Origin of the sequence: Bacillus sp. BML-BC051, assembly GCF_019656175.1 — a bacterium.
Taxonomy (GTDB): Bacteria; Bacillota; Bacilli; order Bacillales; family Bacillaceae_G; genus Bacillus_A; species Bacillus_A mobilis.
In genome coordinates this window covers 30,643-54,907 of the sequence record NZ_BPLI01000003.1, presented here as the reverse complement: position 1 = coordinate 54,907, position 24,265 = coordinate 30,643, and the positions used below count along the sequence as shown (strand labels likewise).

Sequence of the window (24,265 nt, the reverse complement as noted above, 5' to 3'; positions counted from 1 at the left end):
AGTTCTTTGTATGTGATTTCCTCACCTTCAAAAGTTACTGCGATATGATTTGGTGTCTTCTCTACCTGTTCTTCGAACAGTTCAACTACCGTCTTTTCTCTTGGATACTCACTAGAAGTATTGTTAAATTCTCCTGTGATAAGAGCTTTTTCTTCCTCTGGTGTTGCGTCTATTTCTATTAGTTTTTTCTGTGGGTTTAAAGCAATTTCTTGCAGTACTGTTTTTATCCTTGTAAGTATGCTTTGCATTTCACTTTTTTCATACTCATTTGGATTGTACATCATATCCCACCCTAACTCTGTACCATCAAAATGTACACTGAGAGACATTGCATAATTCGTTTGTTCTCTTGCAGATTCCATTCCTATCTGAAGTCCGTTTTCACCACTCTTTAATCGCTCTTCATCTACATAATAGTTCTCAAATACAAATAATGTTTTTATCAGGGCAGAACCTAATTGTGTTTGTTTTTGGATTTCTGCCAATGAACAATAATCATAATTACTACCTTCAATCCCCTGTTTCTGAAGTACTCGTAACAATTCCGCGACCGTCATATCTGCTTCTCTTTTTACCCTGACTGGTATTGTATTTACAAATAGACCTACGATTTCTTCAATTCCCTTTATCTTCGCATTTCTTCCTGATACAACTTTTCCAAACACTACATCATCCGTACGATTGTATTTTTGTAAAACAATACCCCAAGCGGCTTCCATAACAGTATTTATTGTCACATGATTAGCTAGTGCCACCTCATTCAATCTTTGGCTGATTTCTTTATCTAAACTTACTCGTATACGGTTCATTTGTTCTTCGGTCGGTGCTGGCTTTTTCATTGGCTTTATGTCTGCAGGCTCTTCATATGCTGATAAAAGCTCTGTCCAATATTCCATGCCTTTTTCTTTGTCCTGACTTTCAAGCCATTTTATATATGTACTATACTTGGCAGTTTCTCTTCGCTTTTCATCAATACTATTTTCTATGTCTTCCATACACACACCATTTTTTAACTGTTCGTAATATCTTAGAAAATCACCGAATACCAATGACAAACACCATCCATCCATTATGATATGATGGATGCTCCATATCAACTTATGTACCTCATTACCTAACTTAATATACTTTACCCTTAACAACGAATCCTTTTGTAAATCAAAACCACGTTTCACATCAAGTCTTGTAACTTCTAAAATCTTCTTTTCTTGCTCTTCTTCACTAAAGTTAGACAAATCCAACACTTCGTACTCAATGTCTTTGTTTCTCAATACTACTTGTCTTGGTTTATTGATTTTTTGATGTAATATAACGGTCCTAAGTACATCATGTTTTCTTGATAAGAGCTTAAGCGATTGTCCAATTTTTTCTTTATCAACCGCTCCATCCAAATTATATACACTTTGTACTACATAACTTGTTGATTTTTTGTCTAATATATTTTGGAAAAGCATTCCTTCTTGCATTGGTGTGAGAGCATAGATATCCTCGATTGTCGAATTTACAATCGTTTGTTTCCCCATTATGACATGACCTCCATTTATCAAACTAATTCATTAATATAGATAGTTGCATAATTTTAATTCCTTGATAGACACAATCTATTCAAAGATTGCGTACTAACATTATTTTACACCTTTTTACATTTTTTTCATATATTTAAATTGAAAAAATGTAAAATCTAAAAAAACAAGTGTTATCGATAAACCCAAAAATATAATAACAATTTGATCATTTGCGAAAATTCAAGGATTTCATTATACAAGAAAACGAATTATCAAATTGATTCATAGAAAAATCGCATAATAATTAACGGTATTCCCCGTGTAAAAAATTCACAATTCGCCTTGTATAGATATTGCCTTGTCACTGTATAAACAACAACTAAATTACAAGTTCAAAATAAAATTATACGAACAGAAAAAACATTTTATCAATTCCGAGCGGGATTAAACAATAAATATATAGAAAAAATGTATCATTGAACTTCTGATTATTTTCCCTTTTTGATATAATAAAGATATTGTAAACATTTTTTGTAAATCATGGTTTACAAACTTATAAAATAATACACATCACTTATTAAGAAAGAAGTTGAAAACCACATTGTTAGAATTATATTTAGCTAATATCACTGATTATTCCGAAAAGGATTATTTATCATTTTATATAGCCGCTGATGATTTAAAAAAACAAGAAATAGATGCCTTTAGACAAAAGGAAGATAAGCAAAGATCTTTACTATCAAACGATATGTTAATGAAACTATTAACTGCATCTACCCAACAAAAGGTTGAAATCCAAAAGAACAAATACGGTAAAAAATATTTGACAAGCAATGAAATTTTTTTCAACATTTCTCATTCTGGTAACTGGATTCTAATAGGCATAAGTAACTATACATTAGGAGTTGATATTGAAAGGATAGAAATTCTCGATTTCATCAGCCTTTCTACATTTTTTTCCAAACCGGAACAGGATTACCTTAAAAGTGTAGATACCCCTCGCCTCAAGAATGAATTCTATCGAATTTGGACAGCTAATGAAAGCTATGTGAAGTTCTTAGGAAAGGGATTATCGATTCCATTAAATTCTTTCGTCGTACCCTTAACAAAGAATGATAATCTTGTTTTGAATTTATCAAGAGATTCTCGTGAAAATTCAAAAATCCAATCGTTCTTTTTGGAAGATTATAGTATAAGTATTTGCAGTCAAAAGCTCGATTATTTATCATTTCATTATTATCATCCCACAGATGAAATCATCAGGGTAAATAACAATAAAAATTACATTCTTTCAAAAATAAAACCATGGCAATAAAAAATCACCCTATTCTATACCTTAAAGCTATTCAAAATACCCGTAAGAATAGCTTTGAATCTCAAATTTCTTTCGTTATAAATGAAAAAGAGAGATGGTCTTCTTGTATCACCTCTCTTCCTAGCACTATTTTAGTTTTTCAATCCGTTTCTCCATCTCTTTTTGCGTCATCGGTCCAATAAACTTATCTTGAATGACACCTTTCGTATCTATAAAATACGAGGTTGGGATCGTAATGACTTTATACGCTGTTGTCACATCAATGTTCTTGTCCAATAAAATAGGAAAAGTAATTCCTTTCTCCTTAGCAAAATTGCTTACCTTTTCTACTCCCCCACCTTTTTCTGAAGGCGTATAATTTATTGCTAAAATTTCTACGTTCTCTTTATGTTCTTTATAGAAAGCTTCCATATCCGGCATTTCTTGCTGGCAAGGCCCACACCACGTTGCCCAAAAGTTTACAATCACTTTCTTTCCTTTTAAATCTGATAACTTTACATTCGTCCCATCTAACTTCGTTAATGTAAAGTCTGGCGCACTCTTCCCTATTTCAATACCATTACTTGCAATCATCTCTTTCATAGCAGCTTCACTTTTTTCTTGCTTTCCTTGTACAGCCTGATCATTTTTACCAAACTGTTCATAAGCTGCATATCCCGCTAAACAAAGTAACACTACAATAATCGTAAGCTTCCGCCACATTTTATATCACCCTAACGTGTTTATCTTCTTGTAACTTAATCACTCAAATACTATATACCTTATTTTAGCTTATACGGACAAGCTTGGAAATATTCACAGTCTAAATAATCTAAATATTCGTAATTAAGATGGAATATTTCCCTTTTTATCATATAATTAGAAGAGCAAATGAAGTGTTGCTTATCTTCTTATGGACCCATTCATCTTTTTACTCTCGTAGTTATAAACCTATAACAAAAAGGGGGATTGTTTATGAATTCATTCGAAAAAACAACATTATATATTCTTAGTTTTCTTTTATACCCAGTCGGTATTATTACATGGATCATTTCACTCTTTAGTAAAGATCTTGAAAAAAAGAAAGTAGGGCGTATTTGTCTCTACGTCTCTCTAGTCTCATTCGTCCTTTTCTTAATTCTTGGAATTGCCACTTTCCTTATGACTGCTACCTTTAACGTTGATCTGAATCATTCAGAATCTATCGAGTATCAAATTAATGATGCTGAATAAGGATAAGAGCAGTGCTCTTATCCTTATTCACATTTCTTAAAAAATGAATGACTATATATTAATTTTTCAGGACTTCCACATGCAACAATACTACCTTCTTTCATTATGACAACACGATCTGCTAGTATTGCTTTCTCCACATCATGCGTTGCCACAATTCTCGTGACCTTGCTTCCTAATCCTTCTATCATATCCCAAACAGTTTCTTGATTACTCGGATCTAATCCTGCAGTCGGTTCATCTAAAATAATAAGATTCGGATTTGAACCCATTGCTCGCAATATTGCAAGACGTTTCCTTTCTCCTCCTGAAAACTCTTCACCACTTTTATGTAATACAGTTTCAATCCCCCCAGATAAATCTCTAATAATTGGTTTCACATTTACAAGTTCAATATTTTTTTCTAATCGATCTTCTAAATACTCTTCTCCGAAATACATATTCTCTTTTACTGTCGTCCGAAAGAAACGAGGTTCTTGCCACACTGTAGTCATACGTGCCTCATTACCATAGTAAACAATGCTACCGTTTGATGGTTTATACAACCCTGTCATTAATTTTAAAAGCGTTGTTTTTCCTGCACCACTTTCCCCCACAATAATAACGAGTTCACCAGGGTAAATTTGCAAATCAATATTATGAATTCTGCATTTCTCTTCATCATTCTCCTGAAATGAAACATTTGTTACCGTCATCCCTATCGCTCTTTCTACCTTACTATCTGCCACTTTTTTATCTAAAAATGAAAAAACTCTATTTGCCGAAGCGACTGCAACTTGTGTCATCATTAATAAATCGCCAACGTAACGAACTGGAAAAAAGAGCATTTCAATTGTAGCTAATACCGCAACAAGTGAGCCAACTTCCATTTCCCCCTTCATTATTTTCTGCGCACCTATAATGAGAACAACGATATATGCTCCTGTTTCAATCATTGTTCCAACTACTCCAATACAATGTTGCATCATCGTCTTCTTTACTTCTGTTTTATAAGATTGTGCCGTTACTCCTTTAAATAAGCACATGGCCCACTTTTCTTTTTGCAAACTACGTAAATCTTGTGCTCCTTTTACAAACTGTGAAACCATCTCTACAACACTTGATTGATTGCTTTGAGCAATGCTTGCAATATTTCTTACCTTTTTCCCCATCACCACCGGAACCGTTGCACTTAAAAATAAAAACGGAGTTACCCACAATATAAACTTCATATCTATATGTTGTAGTGCTATGAACGCACCTATAAATTGCGCAACGGCGTGTATATATTCTATTAATATAGAACCATACAATCTGACCCAGTTTGGAATATCAGACACAACTAACGTCTCTAACTCTCCTTGTTTAATCTTCTCACTCTCTTCAAACGGTAATGAGAAAAAATGACGTAATACATCTATACGTTTCTTTCGCAATATTCGTTGACTTGCTTTGGAGCTTACATAATCAAATGAAAGATTGTTGATCCACATCAACAAGCGACTAACTGTAAACAAAGTAATGTAAAAATACACCTCCTTTAACTCCCGTTGAATAAGGTTATCTACAATTAATCCCATTAAAATCGGTCTAGATAAGTTTAAAATAGCTGCGAAGGATCCACTGCATACAGCTGCTATTACTAACATTTTTTCTTTCTGTAACGGTAACAATATTCTTTTATATTTTTTCATGACCTTTCCCCCATTTTTTAAAGTAAAAAGAAAGGGATGAAACCAAATGGTTTCATCCCTTTTCATAAAATAAGGAAGCTAACAGTTGTTAGCTTCCTTATCGTTCATTTCAATTATTTAGTTCGACACTTTAGACTCTTCAATTTTCTCACGAAGAACCATTTGTAAGATACCACCGTGACGGTAGTAGTCAATTTCAACTTCACTATCGAAACGAGCTACTACTTCAAATTGTTTTTCGTTGCCATCTGCATCAGTTGCAACTACTTTTACAAGATCGCGTGGTCTAACTGTTTTGTCAATTTGAATTTCAAATGACTCGTTACCAACAAGACCTAATGTTTCAGCGCTTTCGCCATCTTTAAATTGAAGTGGTAATACACCCATTAACACTAAGTTACTGCGGTGAATACGTTCGAAGCTTTCTGCGATTACTGCTTTAATACCTAATAAGTTTGTACCTTTCGCAGCCCAGTCACGAGAACTTCCCATACCGTAATCTTTACCAGCAACAACTAGAAGGCCTGTGCCCTCTTCTTTATATTTCATAGCAGCATCATAGATAGATGTTACTTCACCAGTTGGCCAATGTGTTGTATATCCGCCTTCTGTTCCTGGTGCGATTTGGTTTTTAATACGGATGTTCGCGAATGTACCACGCATCATAACTTCATGGTTACCACGACGAGAACCGTAAGAGTTGAAGTCAACTGGTTGTACGCCGTTTTCTAATAAGTAACGTCCAGCTGGCGTGTGCTTACCGATTGAACCTGCTGGTGAAATGTGGTCTGTCGTTACAGAATCACCAAATTTACCAACTATGCGTAAGCCTGATAACGTTTCAACTTCACCTGGCTCTTTTGATAAACCTTCAAAGAATGGTGGGTTTTGAATATAAGTTGAATCATTATCCCAAGTATATAGAGCTTCATTTGAAGTTTGGATTTCGTTCCAACGCTCATTGCTGTTAAATACTTGTGCATATTCTTTTTTGAACAGTTCAGATGTAACAACACTTTGAACTACATCTTCAATTTCTTTAGCTGATGGCCAAATATCGTTGAAGTATACAGCATTGCCATTTGCATCTTTACCGATTTCATCATTTTTCAGGTCAATATCAACAGTACCTGCAAGTGCATATGCCACAACAAGTGGTGGTGATGCTAAGTAGTTTGCTTTTACAAGCGGGTGAATACGACCTTCAAAGTTACGGTTACCAGATAAAACAGATGTTACTAATAAATCGTTTGCTGCGATTGCTTCTTCTAATTCCTCTGCTAATGGACCAGAGTTACCGATACAAGTCGTACAGCCGTAACCAACTGTTTGGAAACCTAATTGATCTAAATATGTTGTTAAACCTGATTTATCTAAGTACTCAGTAACAACTTTAGATCCTGGTGCTAATGATGTTTTTACGTACTCAGGTACTACAAGTCCTTTTTCAATTGCTTTCTTCGCAACTAGACCTGCCCCAATTAATACGTATGGGTTTGATGTATTTGTACAGCTTGTAATTGCAGCGATTGCAATTGCACCTGTTTTCATCGTTACTTCTTTATCTTCTAATGTAACCTTCACTTCTTTATCGAACTCTTGCTCATTAAATCCAAGTCCTTGTGTTCCAACTGGTGCTACAACAGCTTTGTGGAACGCATCTTTCATATCTGAAAGTGGAATTAAATCTTGTGGGCGTTTCGGTCCAGAAAGGTTAGATTCAATTGTATTTAAATCAATTTCAACAAGATCAGTGTAAATTGGATCTTTGCTGTCCGCTGTATAGAATAAGCCGTTCGCTTTACAGTATTCTTCCACAACGCGAATTTGCTCTTCATCTCTACCTGTTAAACGTAAGTATTCTAATGAAATATCGTCGATTGGGAAGAATCCACAAGTTGCTCCATATTCTGGTGCCATGTTTGAAATTGTTGCACGGTCAGCTAAAGGCATGCTCTTTAGTCCATTACCGAAGAACTCAACGAATTTACCAACTACACCTTTTTGACGTAATACTTGTGTTACTTTTAATGCAACGTCTGTTGCTGTAGTACCACTTGGAAGTGTACCAGTTAATTTCACACCGATTACTTCAGGTACTGGGAAGTATGAAGGCTGTCCAAGCATTCCTGCTTCTGCTTCAATACCACCAACGCCCCATCCAAGAACGCCGATACCGTTAATCATTGTTGTATGTGAGTCTGTTCCAACTAATGAATCTGGGTATGCAACTAAGTCACCTTCAGCATTTTTCACAGCATGAACAACTGGCGCTAAATATTCAAGGTTTACTTGGTGTACAATACCTGTAGCTGGTGGAACTGCACGGTAGTTATCAAATGATTTTTGTGCCCAGCTTAAAAATTTATAACGTTCTTCATTACGTTTAAACTCTAAGTCCATGTTGAATGCAAGCGCGTCTGCCGTACCCGCTCTATCAACCTGTACAGAGTGGTCAATTACAAGGTCTACAGTAATTTCTGGATTAATTTTATCAGGATCCCCACCCATATCTGCCATTGCTTTACGAAGCGAAGCCAAATCAACAACAGCTGGTACACCAGTGAAATCTTGTAAAATTACACGAGATGGTTTAAATGGAACATCGATATCTTGCACATCTTTCGTTCCCCATTTCGCTAAATTTGTAACATGCTCTTCTGTAATTACACGTCCGTCTACTTGACGAAGTACTGATTCAAGTAAAACTTTCACGGAATATGGTAATTGAGATACGTTGCCAACCCCTGCGTTTTCAAGCGCTTTCAAATCATAATAATGATACGTTTTTCCATCTAATTCAAAAGTTGCACGTGATTGAAATGGATTATGTTTGACCATTATGTTTCCCCCCTGTTAAACGTGACTAAGTTGTCTGAATATAAAATGTAGACAAACTTTTCAATACCTTACGATAATATCTTATTACAACTTTCTAAATAAGTAAATAATAAGAAACTTATAGATTATCATAAGTTTTCTTTATGTTTCTAAATTTGAATAATGTTCATGCTCCTTATGAATACTATTACCATAAAGTAAAGTGCTCTATTAGCGCTTTGCTTACAGTTCATACATACTATGAACTGCTTATCATTCAACACACAAAAAATGTTATAGAGGTGAAATAAAATGGGTAAAAGAAAAGCAAATCATACTATTTCAGGAATGAATGCGGCATCTGCACAAGGACAAGGTGCTGGTTTCAATGAAGAATTTGCAAACGAGCCTTTAACTCCAGCAGAGCGACAAAATAATAAGAAACGTAAAAAGAACCAGTAACGAAAAATCCCAAAAGGTCCATTTTCCTTTTGGGATTTTTTCTAATGTTTATAACGTAGTAATTCTGAAACCGTTACAAATCGATAGCCTTGTTTTTTCAACTCAGGTAAAATTTTTGCTAACGCTGCTACTGTTTGACTACGATCATTTCCTCCATCATGTAACAATACAATATCTCCACTTTTAGCATTTTTCACTACATGATTTACAATGGATTCAACCCCGGGATTTGCCCAATCACGCGGGTCTTGATGCCACGACCATAGAACCGTTTGATAACCCGCTTCTTTCGCGGTTTTAAATACAGCATCGTTAATATATCCGCCAGGTGGACGGAATAGCAAAGGTTCTTTCACCCATTTTTTAAAATATTTCTTCCCATCTAAAATATCATTTTCTAATTTTTCGTCTGATGAATTACTCGCATACAAATGATTCACCGTATGGTTTCCAATTTCATGTCCCTCTTTTAACACTTCTTTCACTAAATATGGATTACGTTGCACTCGAAATCCAATCATAAAAAATGTCGCTTCTGCTTTATATTGACGTAATAAATGTAAAACTTGTGGTGTATAAGTTGGATCTGGTCCATCATCAAATGTAATGGCAATAATCTTTTCATTATTAGGTACTTCCCACGTTACATAGCCCGTTGGTTCTAGCTCTTTTCTGAGCAACATTTTCGCTTCCACTTTTTCAACTTGAAATATATGTACTGCGCATAATAAACAAAAAACGAATAGAAAAATCTTCTGTTTTAGCATAACGTTCGTCAAAGTAATAAGGTTGTCGAATACACAACAATCTCATTTACTTTTCTAATTGATCTACATTTCGCATAATGTTTTGGAGATTATTTTCGTATTGCTCAAGTTGTGGGCGTTGTGTTTCCGAAGCTACTTCTAATGCATTTTGAATTTGTTCATACGCTTCCTGAACCTCTTGGCGTAACTCTTTTAAATCATGATCGTAGTTTGGATCATTTTTCACAATGTTATTAAATGCGTTTTCTGCTTGTGTAACTCCTTGCTGCGCTGCTTGAAAAGCTTGTTGTTTATCTTTATGATATGGCACTATATAATCCCCTTTCCATAATAGTTAGTCCCATTTATCTTTACCTTTTTTTCTAAAAACATTCTCGTATAAATTTGCAAACTTCTCTCATTCTAAAGAGAAAGAGGAGGTGTCACATACAATGGGCAAAAACAATCGTGAAGCGAAAGAAAAAAAGGGACAACCTGAACCATTAAGCGGATCTCATAAAGTAAAAAACCGTAACCATTCACGCCAAAAAAATCATGCACATCATGATATGTAAAACAAAAGGCTCACACTAGCTACCTTTGCCACATACAATGTTTATATTTTTCCATTTATTCTTCACCCCTACTTCATTCATGCATAACATAGTATGAATTGAGATTTTACGGAGGGTGTCTTACATGGGCAAGAAAAAGAAGGATTGTCTTTTTCATGTTGATGGTTTCGAAGAATGGATGGATCAATTTTGTTCTGATTCTTGTAGTAACTTTAGTTTTCCAAATCAAATTCATATTGACCTTTGTGAAACTGAACAAGAGTACATTTTGGAAACAGATGTACCAAATGTATCCGAACAAAATGTAGTTATTAAAAAGATGGAGACAGGCCTAAATATTTGTATACTTCATAATAATAGTGCTTTGCAGCGGACCATTCCTTTACCCGCTACTATTATTTATAAGAAGATGCTGGCCTGCTTAGAGAATGGATATTTAGCCATTCATATTTCCAAAAGTGAAGTTGCTGATAAACATGAAGAAAAAGTTCTTTTTCAAATTGAGAATTAAAATAAAGTAAAACTTTAATCAATGGAAGTTTTACTGCCCGCAAATAGCGGGATAAATACAAAAATAAGCCCCAGCCGTCTACTGGGGCTTATTTCACTTCGCATGTAATTCTAAATTACAATTTTTATCATCTCTTTTTTTCAATAAACCTTTTGTAACTAAAAGTACAGGAAATGCTACAGTTGAAAATATAGCTAGCGCTGAAAAGACAATAAATCCATTTTGGTACCCGTAGTAATCGAGAAGTACTCCTCCAAGCCATGGACCAATTACTGCTCCAATTCCTGAAAATCCCATTGCTCCAAAATATGTGCCTTTTAAATGTGAAACAGCTATACCATCTATAAATACATCCGTCATTGAAAACATGAGAACTTCTCCAATGGTAAAAATAATTGTGCAAATAGCAGCACCTAGCGTAGATTCTACTATTCCAAACCCAAACAGTCCTCCGCTCACAAATAAAGTTCCAACCATAATGGATACTAACGGTGTATACTTTTTACACATTTGAATAACAGGGTATTGAATTACGACTACAACAATCGCATTTAAAGCTAACATATATGAAAATAATCTCACTCCATCCTGAAATATATGTGCATTTGCAAAATATTGAGATACTGTTGTCGTTAAGTGAGAAAAACCACAATTACTCAAAATAATACCGACTAAAGCAACTAAAAATACGACATCCTTTCGCAAAATACGAATTGCATTTAACATTGTGACAGGCTTTTCTGTATTTACTTTCTTTTTTTCAATTGGATACTTCTTAAATTGAAACGCTAATATAGCTGTATATAGAATGTATACTCCAGCTGCTACTAAAAACGGAATTGTTGATTTTGCGCTTCCAATTTGTAATCCGACAAGTGGGCCAATTGCTACTCCAACATTGATTGCACCGTAACGCAAATTATATACGAGTAAACGATACTCTGGTTTCGTTAAATCTGATAATAATGCTCTTGACGTCGGTTCAAAAAAGGACCTACATAATCCATTCAAAGCATTTAATAAAAAGAAACTTAAAACATGATCTGCAAGTGAAAAACCTATGAATACAAACACCCAAACGATCATGGACCATATTATAATCATATTTCGGCCGAACCGATCCGATAAATTCCCTCCGATAAAACTAGCAAATACTCCAACAAATGCACTCGTTCCGATAATGGCACCTGTCATTCCAGCTGATACGCCTTTCACAGTCGTTAAATAAATTGCTAAAAAAGGAATGCTCATTGACGTGGCAAACCTCGCAAATAAAGTCCCTATTATAATTGTCATTCCTAACGGATGAATATTTTGCAACTTCCCCTTCATCTAAAAAACCTACTCTCCCTGTTCTTACATGAAAAAAGAAAGCAAAGGATCTGCTTTCTTTTCCCTTTTTATACTTGAGCTGTTGATACTCGAGTTGTTCTCGTTATATCCATATCTATGCCATATGTAAACTGTAATTCTTTACAAACATCTTTAATTAAAATTGCGACATTGTATTTCTCATTAAATTGTAAAACGATACTTTCTACTTCTTCATATGTATACTTATATTCCCCTGTAATGACACTTTTTAGATCAAAGCATTCATTTATACAAAGTTGCACAAGTAGCTGGTCATATTTCTCTATTACATCTTCTTTCTTCCACAGTACCTCTTTTACGTATAACCGATCGAACTTCACACTTTCTCGATTACAGTCCGTTAAAATCCGGGTCATTTCATTTAATTCTCGATACAATTCAGAAATATTTTTGCTTAAACTAAGCATTTTATCTACGCCGTTTTCATATAACATATTCATTCCACCCCCGCATTTTCTTTTTCTTATTATAGCAAGAAAATTCTAAAAATAGTTTCTTTCTTCTGAAATATTAGGAAACTAATTTCAATTGCTTTACAATGAAACTATTGAACACGAAAGGGGAAAGAAAATTGAAGCAAAAATTATATTACACTGACACTTATAAGAAAGACTTTACTACTAAAATTATAAAGCAAGATTATGATAAAGACGGTAACTTATACGTTGTTTTAAACGAAACAGCATTTTATCCGACAGGTGGCGGGCAGCCCCATGATACTGGAACTTTAAATGGCATTGCAATAACCAATGTTGAAGAAGTCGATGAAGAAATCCGCCACTTCATTACAGAACAATTACATACAGAAGAAGTTGAAGGTAAAATCAATTGGGAGCGCCGTTTTGATCATATGCAGCAACATGCAGCTCAGCACATTTTATCCGCTGCTTTTTGGGACCATTTTAACATACCTACAATTGGATTCCATCTTGGTAAAGAGACGGTAACGATTGATTTAGAAACAGAAAATCTGCATGCAGAAACAGTTGAAAAAGCAGTACAAATTGCAAACAAAATTGTTTTTGAAAACCATCCAATCCGCATCCAGTGGATGAACTTAGAAGAAGCGAAAACGTTGCCCCTTCGTAAAGAACCGACTTTAACAGAAAATATACGTGTTGTTATAATTGAAAACTTCGACTACAACGGCTGTGGCGGAACACATCCGAAATATACAGGTGAAGTAGGTCCTATTCAAGTATTAGGATGGGAGCGCAATAAAGGCGGCATACGATTAACGTTTATAGCTGGCTGGCGCACACTAAAACTTATGGGGCAACAGCAACAAATTATAAAAAATGTTTCTAAGCAATTAAACAGTAGCGAGAATGATATTCCAGCAAAAGTATCACAACTTCTTACTTCCCAAAAAGAAAACGAAAAAGCAATACAAACAATGAATGAAAAATTATTATATGCAGAGGCAAACGAACTACTTCAACAATCTTTAGAAATACATGCTGGCATACTTATTTCTAAAGTATTTACAAATCGTTCTATGCAAGAAATCGCAAAGCTTTCTGCTATTATTACAGAACAACAAGAGCATGCCCTTACATATTTCGTTATCGAAAATGATGACAAACTACAATGCATCCTCGCTTGCGGAAAAACAGTCACACTTGATATGAACGCACTTTTAAAAGACGCTCTTCCTGCTATTGAAGGAAAAGGTGGCGGAAATAAAAAGAGTGCGCGCGGCGGCGGAAAAGCGGTTATGACCGGAGAAGAATTTTTAAATCAACTTGTTTCTTCTTTACAGTCAGCGGTGTGAAATATTTTTGCGAAGGATAGCTAATAGCTATCCTTCATCTATACTTACAGGCCTATATTTTGTTTCAATCCTTGATAACTCCCTGCATTTGCAAACCCTTCATTTACCAGTTTTATAAAAGTTTCCGAAAAACCATAATGACTTAATTCGTTAATCGGTACCATTTGCACATCATGAATCGGATTATGATCGAACTCGTTAGAAGGTAGCGTAATTTCACCTTCAATCTTTTCAAGCAGAAACGTAATATGTAATAAAGATGGACTAGCATCTGGTTTATCACAAACATAGAGTAGCTTCTTAATTTTAACTTCTAATCCTGTTTCTTCTCTCATTTCTCGAATCATCGCTTCTTCTAACATTTCACCATTCTCTATCCTTCCTCCAGGTAAAGACCAATCGCGATTAGCAACTTTTTGCTTTACTAGCAATACTTTTTCATCTTCAATTAAAATTCCCGTAACACGAACTTGCATTACATTTTCCATATGTAATCTCCTCTTCCTGTTATATTTACAAATTAATCCTTCCACACAAAGAACGTATGTTTTATAATTAAAGAAAATTATGGAAGAAAGAAGTTGTTACATTCATGCGTCCAACTTTAACAAAATTTATATCACTTGAAGATTTCCAAAACTATTACTGGTTAAAAGCAGAACTCCAAACATTTTGTCGTGAGCATGGTTTGCCAGCTAGTGGCTCTAAGATTGAAATAACAGAGCGTATCTCACATTATTTACATACTGGTAAAATATCGAAAAACAGCTCTGATCAAAAAGTGAGTAAAGCTTCCCTCTCTTATAAGGACCTTTCCCTTCAAACGATTATTACTAAAAATCACCGCTGTAGCGAAGATGTTCGTGCTTTTTTCAAAGACAAAATTGGAGCAAACTTCCGCTTTACAGTAGCTCTTCAAAAGTTTTTTAAAGAGAATGTTGGAAAAACATATGAGGACGCGATAACGTTTTGGTATGAAGAAAACGAACGAAAAAAAGATCCTACATACAAAACAACTATTAGCGCGCAGTTTGAATACAATCGTTTCACTCGCGACTTTTTCGAAGATCCAAATAATAAAGGAAAATCAAGAGCTGATGCTATCGCCGCTTGGAATGAAATAAAAACAAAACCTGGTAGCAATGCTTATGTTCCTCAAAAAGTAGAAAACTAGTTCTTTTCTAGTCTTCTACTTTTTCAAATAATAGCGCTAACCCTATCCCACCACCAATTCCCAACGTCGCAATTCCATATTTTATATACTCTCTTTGCGCTTGATAAAACAAACGTGTCACAAGCATAGCTCCAGATGCACCGTACGGATGACCGAGCGCAATTGCTCCACCATTGACATTCAATTTTTCATATGGAATTTGTAACTCCTTTGCACAAGCAACAACCTTTGAAGCAAATGCTTCATTTATTTCAAAATAATCGATGTCCTCTACTTTCATATTCATTTCGTTTAATAATTTGTTCACCGCAAATATCGGACCAGTCCCCGGAAGATTTGGATCCACTCCAACTACAGCACTACGAACGAAACGAAGTACAGGCTTATATCCTAATTTTCGGGCTTGCCCCTCTTCCATCACAAGAACAGTACATGCTCCGTCATTTACACCGCACGAATTACCTGCCGTTACTGTACCATTTTGTAAAAATGCAGGCTTAGTTCTTTTAATCATTCTTTCATACTTCATTTCTCGTTTTATAGCTTCGTCAAAAGAGCCATTAAACGGAAGTATTTCATCTTGTAAATATCTATTTTCTAATGCTTGCAGTGTCCGTCTATAACTAAGACAAGCGTATTCGTCTTGCATTTCTCGCGTTATATTATAACGCTCTGCAACATATTCAGCCGCCACTCCCATATTAGGATCACCAATTGTTTCTGGTGAAAATCGCGCTTTATTTTGAAATGGTGATGTACTTGTACTCTCTACTCCTCCTGCAATATAACAATTACCTGCCCCGCCTTGAACGTAATGACATGCGGTGCGAATCGCTTCCAATCCAGCACCACATTGCCGGTCAATCGTTACACCAGGAATATAATAGCCAAGTCCTGCCTCTAAAGCAGATAACCTTGCAATATTCCCTCCTGGTCCCACAACATTACCTAATATGACATCGTCTATTTCTCTCTCAATTCCTTTACTTAAAAACGTAAGAAGCGGCGCTGCTAATTGCTGAACTTCATAATCTTTAAACATCCCATTCTTCTTCCCAATGGGCGTCCTTTTCGCTTCTACAATAACCGCTCTATTCATATATCTTCTCCCGGTTTTCAATCATATTTTTTGCTGCAATACGAGCGATTTTCCCGCTGTCTGTATACGGTATTTCATCTACAAAATACCATTCTTTCGGTATTTTAAACGAGGATAATCGTTGTAAGCAAAAACTTTTTAATTGTTGCTTCGTAGCACTTCCTTTTACGATGGCGACAGGTTTTTCACCCCAATAACTATCTTTCACACCAACTACAACTATTTCATCAACTGCTGGATGTTCATGTAATACACTTTCTATTTCTTCTGGGAAAATATTAATTCCTCCAAATAAAATCATATTCTTCTCTCTACCGACAATATAAATAAAGCCTTCTTCATCTTCATAACCTACATCTCGTACTGTCATCCAGCCATCTGTAGTCAACTCCGGAATGAAAACCTGATCCAATATGTATCCCATAAAAAACTGATCACTTTTCACATAAACAGTTCCTATCTCGCCTTTCTGCACTTCTTCTCCTTCCTCATTACATATTCGAACTTGCACATTGTGACAAGGTTTCCCTACTGAATTTGGCCTTCTATCGCTCTCTTCATCAACTAGTGCTGTTACAAAACTTAGTTCCGATGCACCGTAAAATTCATATTTTCGTGCATAAGGAAATATACTCTTTATTTTTTCTTTCGCTTCAGCTTCCCATTTCGCTCCTGAAGAAATAATTTTCATTTCATTTTCTATTACTCTGTTTTCTTTATATAAAGATTCTAGCATTGTCGGAACTGTATACATGACCGAGATATGTTCCGTTTCTAACTTATCCAACACTTGATCTGGAATAAACTTTCTCATAACGTGCACCGTTTGCCCTACATATAATGCACTTATTGTGCCATATAAGAAAAGAGAATGAACGAGCGTCCCAGCTATTAAAATAGAATCTTCTTTTTTCATATGAAAGTCCTTTATATTGCAATCAAAACTATGAACCCACGATTGTTGTGCACGTAAAAATGCTTTCGCCTTCCCAGTCGATCCTGATGTAAATCCCATATAGAACGGAGCATGTTGCACATTTTCTATAGGATAATATGTAGGCAGGTAGTTCTCTATCCTACTTTTCCACTCATCAATTTCTATTACTCTTTCTTCATCCGGTAAATCATTTACCTTATATCGCTCTATCACAATCATATCCGGATTACTGATTACAATTCTTTCTTTGAGCTCATCCTGTTTCCACTTTATATCTAATGGCACACAAACCCATCCGGCCATAGCAGCACCAGCAAATAGTTGTAAAAATTCTATACTATTCTCTAATACAATTGCTATCGTTTTATTCTTCGATTCTTTTTCATTCAACCAGTTTGCTACTTTACACACTGACTCAAACCATTCTTTATATGTTAAAATTCGATCATTTTCCTTTATCGCTATTTTATTTGATTGTATAGAGAGATGTTTTTTATATTCTTTTGTAATTCCCATATAAGTTGTCCTTTCTCTACAAAATAATAAAAAGAAACACGCAATGAACGTGTTTCTTCTCTTTCTTATCCTGCATTTGTATATTTCCCACTCTTTAGAGCAGGCGTAATAATATGTTTCAATGAACGATGTAATTTCGTTACAAGAATCGCTGCTATAATCGCTTTTATGCAATCACCTGGTAAAAATACGGCACTTACTTTCATCGTCTGCCATATAGAAACATCCATAAAGAAAGCTTGTACAATAATACCAAATACATAAACTACGAAAATACCACCAATTATATTAATACATAATACCTTTATTATAGAAACTTCACGTAAACGCTCAATTAAATAACCAATGACAAACGCTCCAACGATATAACCGAGTAAATATCCTGCACTTGGCCCAACAAATACGCCTGGACCACCGCGTCCACCAGCAAGTAATGGTGCTCCGACTCCAACTATAAGTAAGAAAATAAGCTGACTTAACGCACCAAGGCGTGATCCTAACAATCCACCAGCAAGCATAACACCGAGTGATTGTAATGTAATCGGAACTGGTGTAATAGAAAGAGCAATTGGAGGTATTAACCCTAACACTCCCATAATAGAACTAAATAAAGCGACGAAAACTAAGTTTTTTGTATTCATATTTGCTTCTCCTATTTGTAAACTTAAAATGATTTTTAGATAACATATTATAGGAGTTATATTATCTTTCTATTTAGTCTTTGTCAACTTATTTTAAATATAGGTTTACAAATATTTTTTCAATTATTTCTCTTTATGCAAATGCTCAAGTTCTTTCCGAAGCGCCTGTTTTAAAAACTTCCCAACAGATGTTTTCGGTATTTCTTCCATAAATACAATATCGTCTGGTAACCACCACTTCGCAAACTGTGGTTTTAAAAATTCATATATTTCTTCTTTTGTTACTGTACTATTTTTCTTTTGAACGACGCAGGCAATTGGTCGCTCTTGCCACTGCGGATGAGGAACGGCAACGACAGCTGCTTCAAATATAGCATCATGTGCCATTAATGCATTTTCAAGGTCAACTGAAGAAATCCACTCACCTCCGCTTTTAATAACATCTTTCGTACGGTCAACAATTTTCACGCAGCCTTCCTCATCAACTGTAACAACATCACCAGTATATAACCAACCGTCTCGGAATCCTTCGACAGTACGATCATCGTTATAATAGCTTTCAGCGATCCAAGGTGCTCGTAAACATAACTCTCCCATCTCAGTACCATCCCACTTCACTTCACCGTTTGTACCGACTACTTTCATCTCTACACCAGGGACAAGATATCCTTGTTTTGAGCGGATTTCTAATTGCTCTTCATATGATAATTCTCTTTCATAACTTTTTAAACGTGCAAGTGTTACGAGTGGGCTTGTTTCAGTCATACCATATGCATGTACGAAAGGAACATTATATTTTTGTTCAAATGCTTTAATAACGCTTTTCGGTGCAGCAGCACCACCGCATAATATTCTCGTTATACTAGATAAATCGTAACTATTATTTTCTAATTCTTGTAATACACCGAGCCAAATTGTCGGCACACCTGCTGCTATCGTTACTTTTTCAGCTTGAATCATCTCTAATAAAATTTTTGGCGTAAACATTGGTCCTGGCAGAACTTGTTTTGTTCCAAACCAAGTAGCTGCAAAAGGAAGCCCCCAAGCGTTCACATGGAACATCGGTACAATTGCCATTGCCGCATCACTTTCCGATAAAGCAGCTGTATCCGCTAAGCCGAGTGCCATACAATGCAATACAGTACTACGATGCGTATATACAACACCTTTTGGGTTTCCTGTAGTCGCTGACGTATAACACATACCAGCAGGTGTATTTTCATCAATATCTTTTACAAATTGGAAAGTTGGATCGCCTTCTTCTAATAGCTTTTCATAATGATATACAGGTTCTAGCGTAGTATTGGGAAGTTCATCTTTATCAGTCATAATAATATAGGCTTGTACAGTTGATAATTGTGATTGAATATTTTCAACGAGTGGTACGAGATCTTCATCTATAAGTAGAATACGATCTTCTGCGTGCTGAATAATGTATGAAATATGTTGAGGAGATAAACGAATATTAATTGTGTGCAAAACAGCAGCAATACCAGGAATAGCAAAATATGCTTCCACATGTCGATGATGATTCCACGCTAACGTTCCTATACGCTCGCCTTCTTTAACTCCTAATTTTTTTAACGAACTGGAAAGCCTTCTTGTCCTTTCACCTAACTGCTTATACGTTAACGTCGTAACTGTATCATGTGTCCGTGAAACAATTTCTTTCTTTGAAAACAGTTTTTCTGCTCTTTCCATCATAGAACTAATTGTTAGCGGTACATTCATCATCATATGGTTACATCCCCCTTTAAAGCGTTTTCATTTTCCGTTTATTATAACAGACTTCCATAAACAATTACGACATTTTTCTGTATTTTCTGAATTATTTCTTTGGAAATAATTCAGAATGATAAAAAACATGTTTTGAATACGTTGATTCGAAACATGTTTTTTATTTTTTATAAACTATCTACCTTTTTCCTTACTTTCTTCTATACATTTTTGTATGTCATATAGCGACAGTATATGTTGTCATCTCCTTATATAAGGCATATTCATATATGTATGTAAAATATTACTCCTATTAACTTCCCTAATAAAAACACTTTTCAATAATCATAACGGCTTCTGCTTAAACTTTTCATAATGTCGTACTTTTAATAAAAGGACATTCCCGCAATCTGTACAAATATAAGCATCTACTGGTGAAGATGTGAACATCGTCTCCTTTTTCCGTATTTGTGCATATCCGACAAACTCACCTTCTCCTATGTTTTGAGAACCACAATTAGAGCATGTCTGCACGTCTTTCTGTTTCATGAGAGCACCACCTTTAATCTGTTTCCACTCCCTTCGACAGTTCACTTCCATTTCCCTTCCAAAAAACCTCTTATTCTCTTACGTTTCAACAGGAATCTCAGAACAAACATCGTATATGTACTATGAGATATATTAATTAACGGAGGAATTTTATGAGTACAATTATGACGCTCAATACAGCACAAGAAATAGAAAACGCAGAAATACATATGCTTTCTTCTAGATTAGCGCTACTACAAGCAACAAGTGGAAACCCAATGCAAATACAAATGAAAAAATTTGGGAGCGCCACTGCCTTTTCATCAAAAGTAATTGCTGGTCCGACTTTTAACACTGTAAAAGGTATTACATTTACAAATACATATGAGATAGATGAAATCATCTCTTATTATCAATCGCTACAAATCCCTTGTCGTTTTGAAATTACACCCGCTCAAGGTACAGCTGAATTATTTCAATACTTATCTCAAAAAGGATTTTACCAATCCAGCTTCCATACCGCTTTATATAGTATACCGAGAGAAGATCCATCCCTGCTTCCTTCTAACATTTCAGTACGCCAACTGAAGGAAGGTGAATTTCATATTTTTGCAGACATATATGTACGTGGATTTAATATGCCATCCTTTACAAAAGATGGCGTCCATCAAAATAACGAAATTCTCTACAATAAACCCGGTTGGCATTTTTTCATAGGCGAAGTTCAAAACACTCCTGCTAGTATAGGAGTTCTCTATATAAATAACGGTGTTGCTTCATTAGCTGCATCTGCTACTTTGCCAGAATTTCAACGTAAAGGCTGTCATACTGCATTAATTCAAAAACGAATTGAAACAGCTATTGAATCCAATTGTAATTTAATAGTTGGACAAGCAAGGTTCGGTAGCGGCAGCCAAAATAATATGGAACGGGCCCATATGAAAATTGCTTATACAAAATCAATATGGACTGCAAAAGACATGTAATTTACATTCTTTCTCTTCTCATTACAATTTTATACATTTTATGACAATTCCTTTTCTATCTTATTAATCATTTGAATATTCAAACTAGATTTGTTACGCTATTACTAGATACATCATTCAACTTGCAATATGAAAAGAGAATTCTAATCAAACTACAAGGAGGAGAAATGTATGACTAAACATGATCATGGTTTAAAAGAAAAAGTAGAAGGTGCTATTGATAAGGTAAAGGGTGAAGTAAAAGAAGTTGTCGGGAAAGTAACTGACAACAAAAAATTACAAGCCGAAGGAAAATGGGATAAAGTAAAAGGCACTGCTAAAGATACGGTTGGTAATGTAAAAGAGAAAGTACATGAATATAAAGAGCATAAAGAAAATAAATAAAAAAGAACAAAGATTTATGGCGGTGCAAGTAGTAAGTTACTAGATTTGAGAAAAGAGAATTTTTATTTTATATTTACCCGTAAAATCATTTTAAAACGACAAAAAGATGCCTGAAGGCATCTTTTTGTCTATAAACAACTATTTTACATCTTACTTTGTGAAATTTGGTTTTAGGTCACCTGTATAAGGTTCGTGCTCAACAAAGATTTTTATATCATTTCCATTCGCATCTTTCCCGATTCTTGTATACGTAAATTTCTCTTTATTTAACTCTGTAAGTTCAAGGACCGCACCATATTTATTATTTCCTAACGAAGCGTGAGCCCTTATTTTATTACCATGTACAACATCAAAGAAACCATAGTCTCCACGACTTTCTCCTGTATTCATATTGAAAAACTCGTATTTATTTGTATTTTTATCGTATTTTGCTAGACTGATTAAGTTTGAGTTATATTTTGTTACATTATTACCCCGTTCGTCTAATACCACCGTTCCGTTCCATAGTGTACTAGATAAAATTTCATCTCCATCAACGTCTGTAACTATTTTACCTGTCGAGCTTTCTAAATTTTTATCAGGTCGCGTGAAAGATAGTTCTTTTTCATGGTAAGGAACATGTTCAACAAACACTTCTACATCGTTCCCTTTTGCATCTTTCCCCATTCTTTTATATGTAAATTTCTCTTTATCTAATTGCGTTAATTCAACAACAGCTTGATAATTTTGCGTTTCAGAAATTAGCACTCTTTTCTTTCCATCATTCGTTATAAAAAAGGTACCGCTATCATTACGACTCTCTCCTGTATTTGCATTAAAAAATTCATACCTTGCAGTTTTAGCATCATATTTTGCAAGCCCAATGAAATTTTGATTTTCTTTCGTTACATCATTATGATCTTTGTCATAGACTTTTGTCCCTTGCCAATTTGTTTCACCAAGTATGCTAGCTAGTAGTTGCCCTTTCGTTTGTTGAGTTCGCTCAGTTTCTTGTATTGCTTTATATAAAAATTGTGCGTACTGTTCACGCGTCACATCCATACTTGGAGCAAATCTCCCTTCTCCTACTCCTTTTGCAATATTATTTGTTTGAACAGCACTAATTGCGTTTCTTGCCCATGAGTTCGATGAAACATCATTAAAAGTGTGATCACTCTTTGCCTTTAAATGAAAAGCATTTGTAAGAACTTGTGCCATTTCTGCACGTGTTAAGGATGCCTTCGGTCTAAAGTTCCCATGCTCGTCACCCGTAAACACACCCATTTCTGTTAAAGATAAAATTTCCTTTATATAGCTTGTTGAATCTTCACTTACGTCACCGTATGGGTTTTGATAATTTTTGTTTTCTTCCATATTAAAATAACGATACATTAAAGCTGCAACTTGTTCGCGTGTTACGTTATCTCCAAAACCAAATCTTCCATCATCATAGCCAAAAATGATTTTCTCACCTGTTAATTGCTGAATCGCCTCATATGCCCAGTGCCCCTTTGGAACATCTTTGAATACACCAGTATGATTCGTGTTTGGTGTAACTGCTTCTGCTTTCACCTCTCCAGTCGTTTCACTTAATAGACTTCCACCTAAAACTGCTGATATGATACATGTTTTTAAAATTGTTTTATTCATAGCTTCCCAATCCCTTCCTTCATTTAACAAAGAATTACACCACTTTTCTTTCAAAAGAAAAGTCTATGTGAGCAATTCATGTTATAAATTTTGATTACAGCTAATTGGATACAAAGTGTTACACATCCAAATTTCTTCTTTGTAGTATCCATAGCTGTTATATATAGGAATTATAAATAGCAACTATAAATTGCCCATAAATAAATTATTAAAAAAAGATAAAATTAAGATAATATATTTTTAATCTCAATCCAAAAAAAACGTTATTCTTTCTCATCTAGCTTGTTAAGAAAGAATAACGTTTTTTAATTCTAGGATCCCAGCAAAAAAGAGGTCTTATTTTATATGTCCAAAAACAATTTCACGGCCCTTTCCAAACAAAACATCGGAAAGAAGCCGTGGCAAATACTTATTTTATAATTGGAGAAAATTTACTTCCCTTCATTCTTCTCTAACACATACAAATCTTCTTCAATATTAGATAGTTTCTCTGTTACAAGCTTTCTAGCATCTCCAATTGCTTGATTGTATGCAAACGGTCCTACTAATTTAATCATTTCTTCAATTAAACGCTCTGCTTGGAAACGCCCAATTTCATCTAAATCTTCTTCAACGAAAAATTGCTGAATTTGTGCTACAAGCTCTTCTTTTTTATCATTTGGTATTTTTATATTCATCATCATTTGTT

25 protein-coding genes are annotated in these 24,265 nt (G+C 34.9%); 9 read left to right on the top strand and 16 right to left on the bottom strand.

Annotation, left to right across the window (positions count from 1 at the left end; genetic code table 11):
• Positions 1-1,523, bottom strand: a 1,523-nt coding sequence (locus K5S59_RS01060; RefSeq protein ID WP_259653013.1) for a condensation domain-containing protein, incomplete at its 3' end; no start/stop codon positions are given.
• A gap of 583 nt (positions 1,524-2,106) precedes the next feature.
• Here K5S59_RS01060 and K5S59_RS01055 point away from each other — a divergent pair.
• Positions 2,107-2,820 (top strand): 4'-phosphopantetheinyl transferase family protein, encoded by a 714-nt coding sequence (locus tag K5S59_RS01055; RefSeq protein ID WP_120450731.1) that lies wholly within the window; start codon positions 2,107-2,109, stop codon positions 2,818-2,820.
• A 126-nt stretch (positions 2,821-2,946) separates the two neighbouring features.
• On the opposite strand, the gene K5S59_RS01050 is transcribed toward K5S59_RS01055, so the two are convergent.
• On the bottom strand, positions 2,947-3,522 hold the full coding sequence (locus tag K5S59_RS01050) for a TlpA family protein disulfide reductase (RefSeq protein WP_120450733.1): 576 nt from the start codon (positions 3,520-3,522) through the stop codon (positions 2,947-2,949).
• A gap of 252 nt (positions 3,523-3,774) precedes the next feature.
• On the opposite strand from K5S59_RS01050, the gene K5S59_RS01045 reads away from it, so the two are divergent.
• Positions 3,775-4,032, top strand: coding sequence for a hypothetical protein (locus K5S59_RS01045; RefSeq protein ID WP_073515911.1), 258 nt, complete (start codon positions 3,775-3,777; stop codon positions 4,030-4,032).
• A gap of 23 nt (positions 4,033-4,055) precedes the next feature.
• On the opposite strand, the gene K5S59_RS01040 is transcribed toward K5S59_RS01045, so the two are convergent.
• Positions 4,056-5,705, bottom strand: a complete 1,650-nt coding sequence (locus K5S59_RS01040) for an ABC transporter ATP-binding protein (protein WP_120450735.1) — start codon at positions 5,703-5,705, stop codon at positions 4,056-4,058.
• A 117-nt stretch (positions 5,706-5,822) separates the two neighbouring features.
• Complete coding sequence (gene acnA / locus K5S59_RS01035) at positions 5,823-8,546, bottom strand: aconitate hydratase AcnA (protein ID WP_063262466.1); 2,724 nt, start codon at positions 8,544-8,546, stop codon at positions 5,823-5,825.
• Positions 8,547-8,837: 291 nt separating this feature from the next.
• On the opposite strand from acnA, the gene sspO reads away from it, so the two are divergent.
• Positions 8,838-8,987: an acid-soluble spore protein SspO gene (gene sspO / locus K5S59_RS01030; protein ID WP_063262465.1), complete on the top strand. Its 150-nt coding sequence runs from the start codon at positions 8,838-8,840 to the stop codon at positions 8,985-8,987.
• 41 nt (positions 8,988-9,028) lie between these two features.
• Here sspO and pdaB read toward each other — a convergent pair whose 3' ends face one another.
• Both pdaB and K5S59_RS01020 read right to left on the bottom strand, forming a co-directional pair.
• Positions 9,029-9,754 carry a polysaccharide deacetylase family sporulation protein PdaB gene (pdaB, locus tag K5S59_RS01025; RefSeq protein WP_212982012.1) on the bottom strand — a complete coding sequence of 242 codons (726 nt, stop codon included), beginning with the start codon at positions 9,752-9,754 and terminating at the stop codon, positions 9,029-9,031.
• A gap of 46 nt (positions 9,755-9,800) precedes the next feature.
• Complete coding sequence (locus K5S59_RS01020; RefSeq protein ID WP_120450737.1) at positions 9,801-10,064, bottom strand: hypothetical protein; 264 nt, start codon at positions 10,062-10,064, stop codon at positions 9,801-9,803.
• 121 nt (positions 10,065-10,185) lie between these two features.
• Between K5S59_RS01020 and K5S59_RS01015 the strand changes: the two genes are divergently transcribed.
• Together K5S59_RS01015 and K5S59_RS01010 are read left to right on the top strand one after the other, a co-directional pair.
• Entirely contained in the window at positions 10,186-10,308 is a 123-nt protein-coding gene (locus K5S59_RS01015) for a small acid-soluble spore protein P (protein ID WP_000517650.1), read from the top strand.
• A gap of 124 nt (positions 10,309-10,432) precedes the next feature.
• Entirely contained in the window at positions 10,433-10,819 is a 387-nt protein-coding gene (locus K5S59_RS01010) for an Hsp20/alpha crystallin family protein (protein ID WP_212982011.1), read from the top strand.
• Between the two features lie 93 nt (positions 10,820-10,912).
• On the opposite strand, the gene K5S59_RS01005 is transcribed toward K5S59_RS01010, so the two are convergent.
• Together K5S59_RS01005 and K5S59_RS01000 are read right to left on the bottom strand one after the other, a co-directional pair.
• Positions 10,913-12,151: an MDR family MFS transporter gene (locus tag K5S59_RS01005; RefSeq protein ID WP_120450741.1), complete on the bottom strand. Its 1,239-nt coding sequence runs from the start codon at positions 12,149-12,151 to the stop codon at positions 10,913-10,915.
• A 68-nt stretch (positions 12,152-12,219) separates the two neighbouring features.
• A complete protein-coding gene (locus K5S59_RS01000; protein WP_120450743.1) occupies positions 12,220-12,627 on the bottom strand; it encodes a hypothetical protein in 408 nt (135 codons plus the stop codon).
• Between the two features lie 137 nt (positions 12,628-12,764).
• Between K5S59_RS01000 and K5S59_RS00995 the strand changes: the two genes are divergently transcribed.
• Entirely contained in the window at positions 12,765-13,967 is a 1,203-nt protein-coding gene (locus K5S59_RS00995) for an alanyl-tRNA editing protein (protein WP_162937144.1), read from the top strand.
• 44 nt (positions 13,968-14,011) lie between these two features.
• Here K5S59_RS00995 and K5S59_RS00990 read toward each other — a convergent pair whose 3' ends face one another.
• Positions 14,012-14,455: an NUDIX hydrolase gene (locus tag K5S59_RS00990; protein ID WP_097819598.1), complete on the bottom strand. Its 444-nt coding sequence runs from the start codon at positions 14,453-14,455 to the stop codon at positions 14,012-14,014.
• A 104-nt stretch (positions 14,456-14,559) separates the two neighbouring features.
• Between K5S59_RS00990 and K5S59_RS00985 the strand changes: the two genes are divergently transcribed.
• Entirely contained in the window at positions 14,560-15,141 is a 582-nt protein-coding gene (locus tag K5S59_RS00985; protein ID WP_120450745.1) for a DUF6434 domain-containing protein, read from the top strand.
• Positions 15,142-15,148: 7 nt separating this feature from the next.
• On the opposite strand, the gene K5S59_RS00980 is transcribed toward K5S59_RS00985, so the two are convergent.
• The 5 genes from K5S59_RS00980 to K5S59_RS00960 form a co-directional block, all read right to left on the bottom strand.
• On the bottom strand, positions 15,149-16,240 hold the full coding sequence (locus K5S59_RS00980) for an acetyl-CoA C-acyltransferase (RefSeq protein WP_001077973.1): 1,092 nt from the start codon (positions 16,238-16,240) through the stop codon (positions 15,149-15,151).
• Positions 16,233-17,693: an acyl-CoA synthetase gene (locus K5S59_RS00975; protein ID WP_120450747.1), complete on the bottom strand. Its 1,461-nt coding sequence runs from the start codon at positions 17,691-17,693 to the stop codon at positions 16,233-16,235. Before K5S59_RS00975 ends, K5S59_RS00980 begins: the two co-directional genes overlap by 8 nt.
• A gap of 65 nt (positions 17,694-17,758) precedes the next feature.
• Complete coding sequence (locus K5S59_RS00970; RefSeq protein ID WP_061678569.1) at positions 17,759-18,334, bottom strand: biotin transporter BioY; 576 nt, start codon at positions 18,332-18,334, stop codon at positions 17,759-17,761.
• A gap of 123 nt (positions 18,335-18,457) precedes the next feature.
• The gene (locus K5S59_RS00965) at positions 18,458-20,071 is read right to left on the bottom strand and encodes a long-chain fatty acid--CoA ligase (protein WP_098873143.1); all 1,614 of its coding nucleotides are present in this window, start codon (positions 20,069-20,071) and stop codon (positions 18,458-18,460) included.
• A 324-nt stretch (positions 20,072-20,395) separates the two neighbouring features.
• Positions 20,396-20,599: a hypothetical protein gene (locus K5S59_RS00960; RefSeq protein WP_000810212.1), complete on the bottom strand. Its 204-nt coding sequence runs from the start codon at positions 20,597-20,599 to the stop codon at positions 20,396-20,398.
• A 152-nt stretch (positions 20,600-20,751) separates the two neighbouring features.
• Between K5S59_RS00960 and K5S59_RS00955 the strand changes: the two genes are divergently transcribed.
• Both K5S59_RS00955 and K5S59_RS00950 read left to right on the top strand, forming a co-directional pair.
• The gene (locus tag K5S59_RS00955; RefSeq protein ID WP_000104272.1) at positions 20,752-21,564 is read left to right on the top strand and encodes a GNAT family N-acetyltransferase; all 813 of its coding nucleotides are present in this window, start codon (positions 20,752-20,754) and stop codon (positions 21,562-21,564) included.
• A gap of 171 nt (positions 21,565-21,735) precedes the next feature.
• On the top strand, positions 21,736-21,948 hold the full coding sequence (locus tag K5S59_RS00950; RefSeq protein ID WP_000160409.1) for a CsbD family protein: 213 nt from the start codon (positions 21,736-21,738) through the stop codon (positions 21,946-21,948).
• 150 nt (positions 21,949-22,098) lie between these two features.
• On the opposite strand, the gene K5S59_RS00945 is transcribed toward K5S59_RS00950, so the two are convergent.
• Positions 22,099-23,577 carry a DUF4822 domain-containing protein gene (locus tag K5S59_RS00945; RefSeq protein ID WP_033656379.1) on the bottom strand — a complete coding sequence of 493 codons (1,479 nt, stop codon included), beginning with the start codon at positions 23,575-23,577 and terminating at the stop codon, positions 22,099-22,101.
• Positions 23,578-24,008: 431 nt separating this feature from the next.
• Positions 24,009-24,260 carry a DUF2164 domain-containing protein gene (locus tag K5S59_RS00940; RefSeq protein WP_001994665.1) on the bottom strand — a complete coding sequence of 84 codons (252 nt, stop codon included), beginning with the start codon at positions 24,258-24,260 and terminating at the stop codon, positions 24,009-24,011.
• Between the last annotated feature and the right edge of the window lie 5 nt (positions 24,261-24,265).

What these genes read in the sequence shown, in the direction of transcription:
- K5S59_RS01050 (WP_120450733.1), bottom strand. Translation starts at nt 3,522, where the DNA reads ATGTGGCGGAAGCTTACGATTATTGTAGTGTTACTTTGTTTAGCGGGA.
- K5S59_RS01045 (WP_073515911.1), top strand. Translation starts at nt 3,775, where the DNA reads ATGAATTCATTCGAAAAAACAACATTATATATTCTTAGTTTTCTTTTA.
- K5S59_RS01040 (WP_120450735.1), bottom strand. Translation starts at nt 5,705, where the DNA reads ATGAAAAAATATAAAAGAATATTGTTACCGTTACAGAAAGAAAAAATG.
- acnA (WP_063262466.1), bottom strand. Translation starts at nt 8,546, where the DNA reads ATGGTCAAACATAATCCATTTCAATCACGTGCAACTTTTGAATTAGAT.
- sspO (WP_063262465.1), top strand. Translation starts at nt 8,838, where the DNA reads ATGGGTAAAAGAAAAGCAAATCATACTATTTCAGGAATGAATGCGGCA.
- pdaB (WP_212982012.1), bottom strand. Translation starts at nt 9,754, where the DNA reads ATGCTAAAACAGAAGATTTTTCTATTCGTTTTTTGTTTATTATGCGCA.
- K5S59_RS01015 (WP_000517650.1), top strand. Translation starts at nt 10,186, where the DNA reads ATGGGCAAAAACAATCGTGAAGCGAAAGAAAAAAAGGGACAACCTGAA.
- K5S59_RS01010 (WP_212982011.1), top strand. Translation starts at nt 10,433, where the DNA reads ATGGGCAAGAAAAAGAAGGATTGTCTTTTTCATGTTGATGGTTTCGAA.
- K5S59_RS01005 (WP_120450741.1), bottom strand. Translation starts at nt 12,151, where the DNA reads ATGAAGGGGAAGTTGCAAAATATTCATCCGTTAGGAATGACAATTATA.
- K5S59_RS01000 (WP_120450743.1), bottom strand. Translation starts at nt 12,627, where the DNA reads ATGTTATATGAAAACGGCGTAGATAAAATGCTTAGTTTAAGCAAAAAT.
- K5S59_RS00990 (WP_097819598.1), bottom strand. Translation starts at nt 14,455, where the DNA reads ATGGAAAATGTAATGCAAGTTCGTGTTACGGGAATTTTAATTGAAGAT.
- K5S59_RS00985 (WP_120450745.1), top strand. Translation starts at nt 14,560, where the DNA reads ATGCGTCCAACTTTAACAAAATTTATATCACTTGAAGATTTCCAAAAC.
- K5S59_RS00980 (WP_001077973.1), bottom strand. Translation starts at nt 16,240, where the DNA reads ATGAATAGAGCGGTTATTGTAGAAGCGAAAAGGACGCCCATTGGGAAG.
- K5S59_RS00975 (WP_120450747.1), bottom strand. Translation starts at nt 17,693, where the DNA reads ATGGGAATTACAAAAGAATATAAAAAACATCTCTCTATACAATCAAAT.
- K5S59_RS00970 (WP_061678569.1), bottom strand. Translation starts at nt 18,334, where the DNA reads ATGAATACAAAAAACTTAGTTTTCGTCGCTTTATTTAGTTCTATTATG.
- K5S59_RS00965 (WP_098873143.1), bottom strand. Translation starts at nt 20,071, where the DNA reads ATGATGATGAATGTACCGCTAACAATTAGTTCTATGATGGAAAGAGCA.
- K5S59_RS00960 (WP_000810212.1), bottom strand. Translation starts at nt 20,599, where the DNA reads ATGAAACAGAAAGACGTGCAGACATGCTCTAATTGTGGTTCTCAAAAC.
- K5S59_RS00955 (WP_000104272.1), top strand. Translation starts at nt 20,752, where the DNA reads ATGAGTACAATTATGACGCTCAATACAGCACAAGAAATAGAAAACGCA.
- K5S59_RS00950 (WP_000160409.1), top strand. Translation starts at nt 21,736, where the DNA reads ATGACTAAACATGATCATGGTTTAAAAGAAAAAGTAGAAGGTGCTATT.
- K5S59_RS00945 (WP_033656379.1), bottom strand. Translation starts at nt 23,577, where the DNA reads ATGAATAAAACAATTTTAAAAACATGTATCATATCAGCAGTTTTAGGT.
- K5S59_RS00940 (WP_001994665.1), bottom strand. Translation starts at nt 24,260, where the DNA reads ATGATGATGAATATAAAAATACCAAATGATAAAAAAGAAGAGCTTGTA.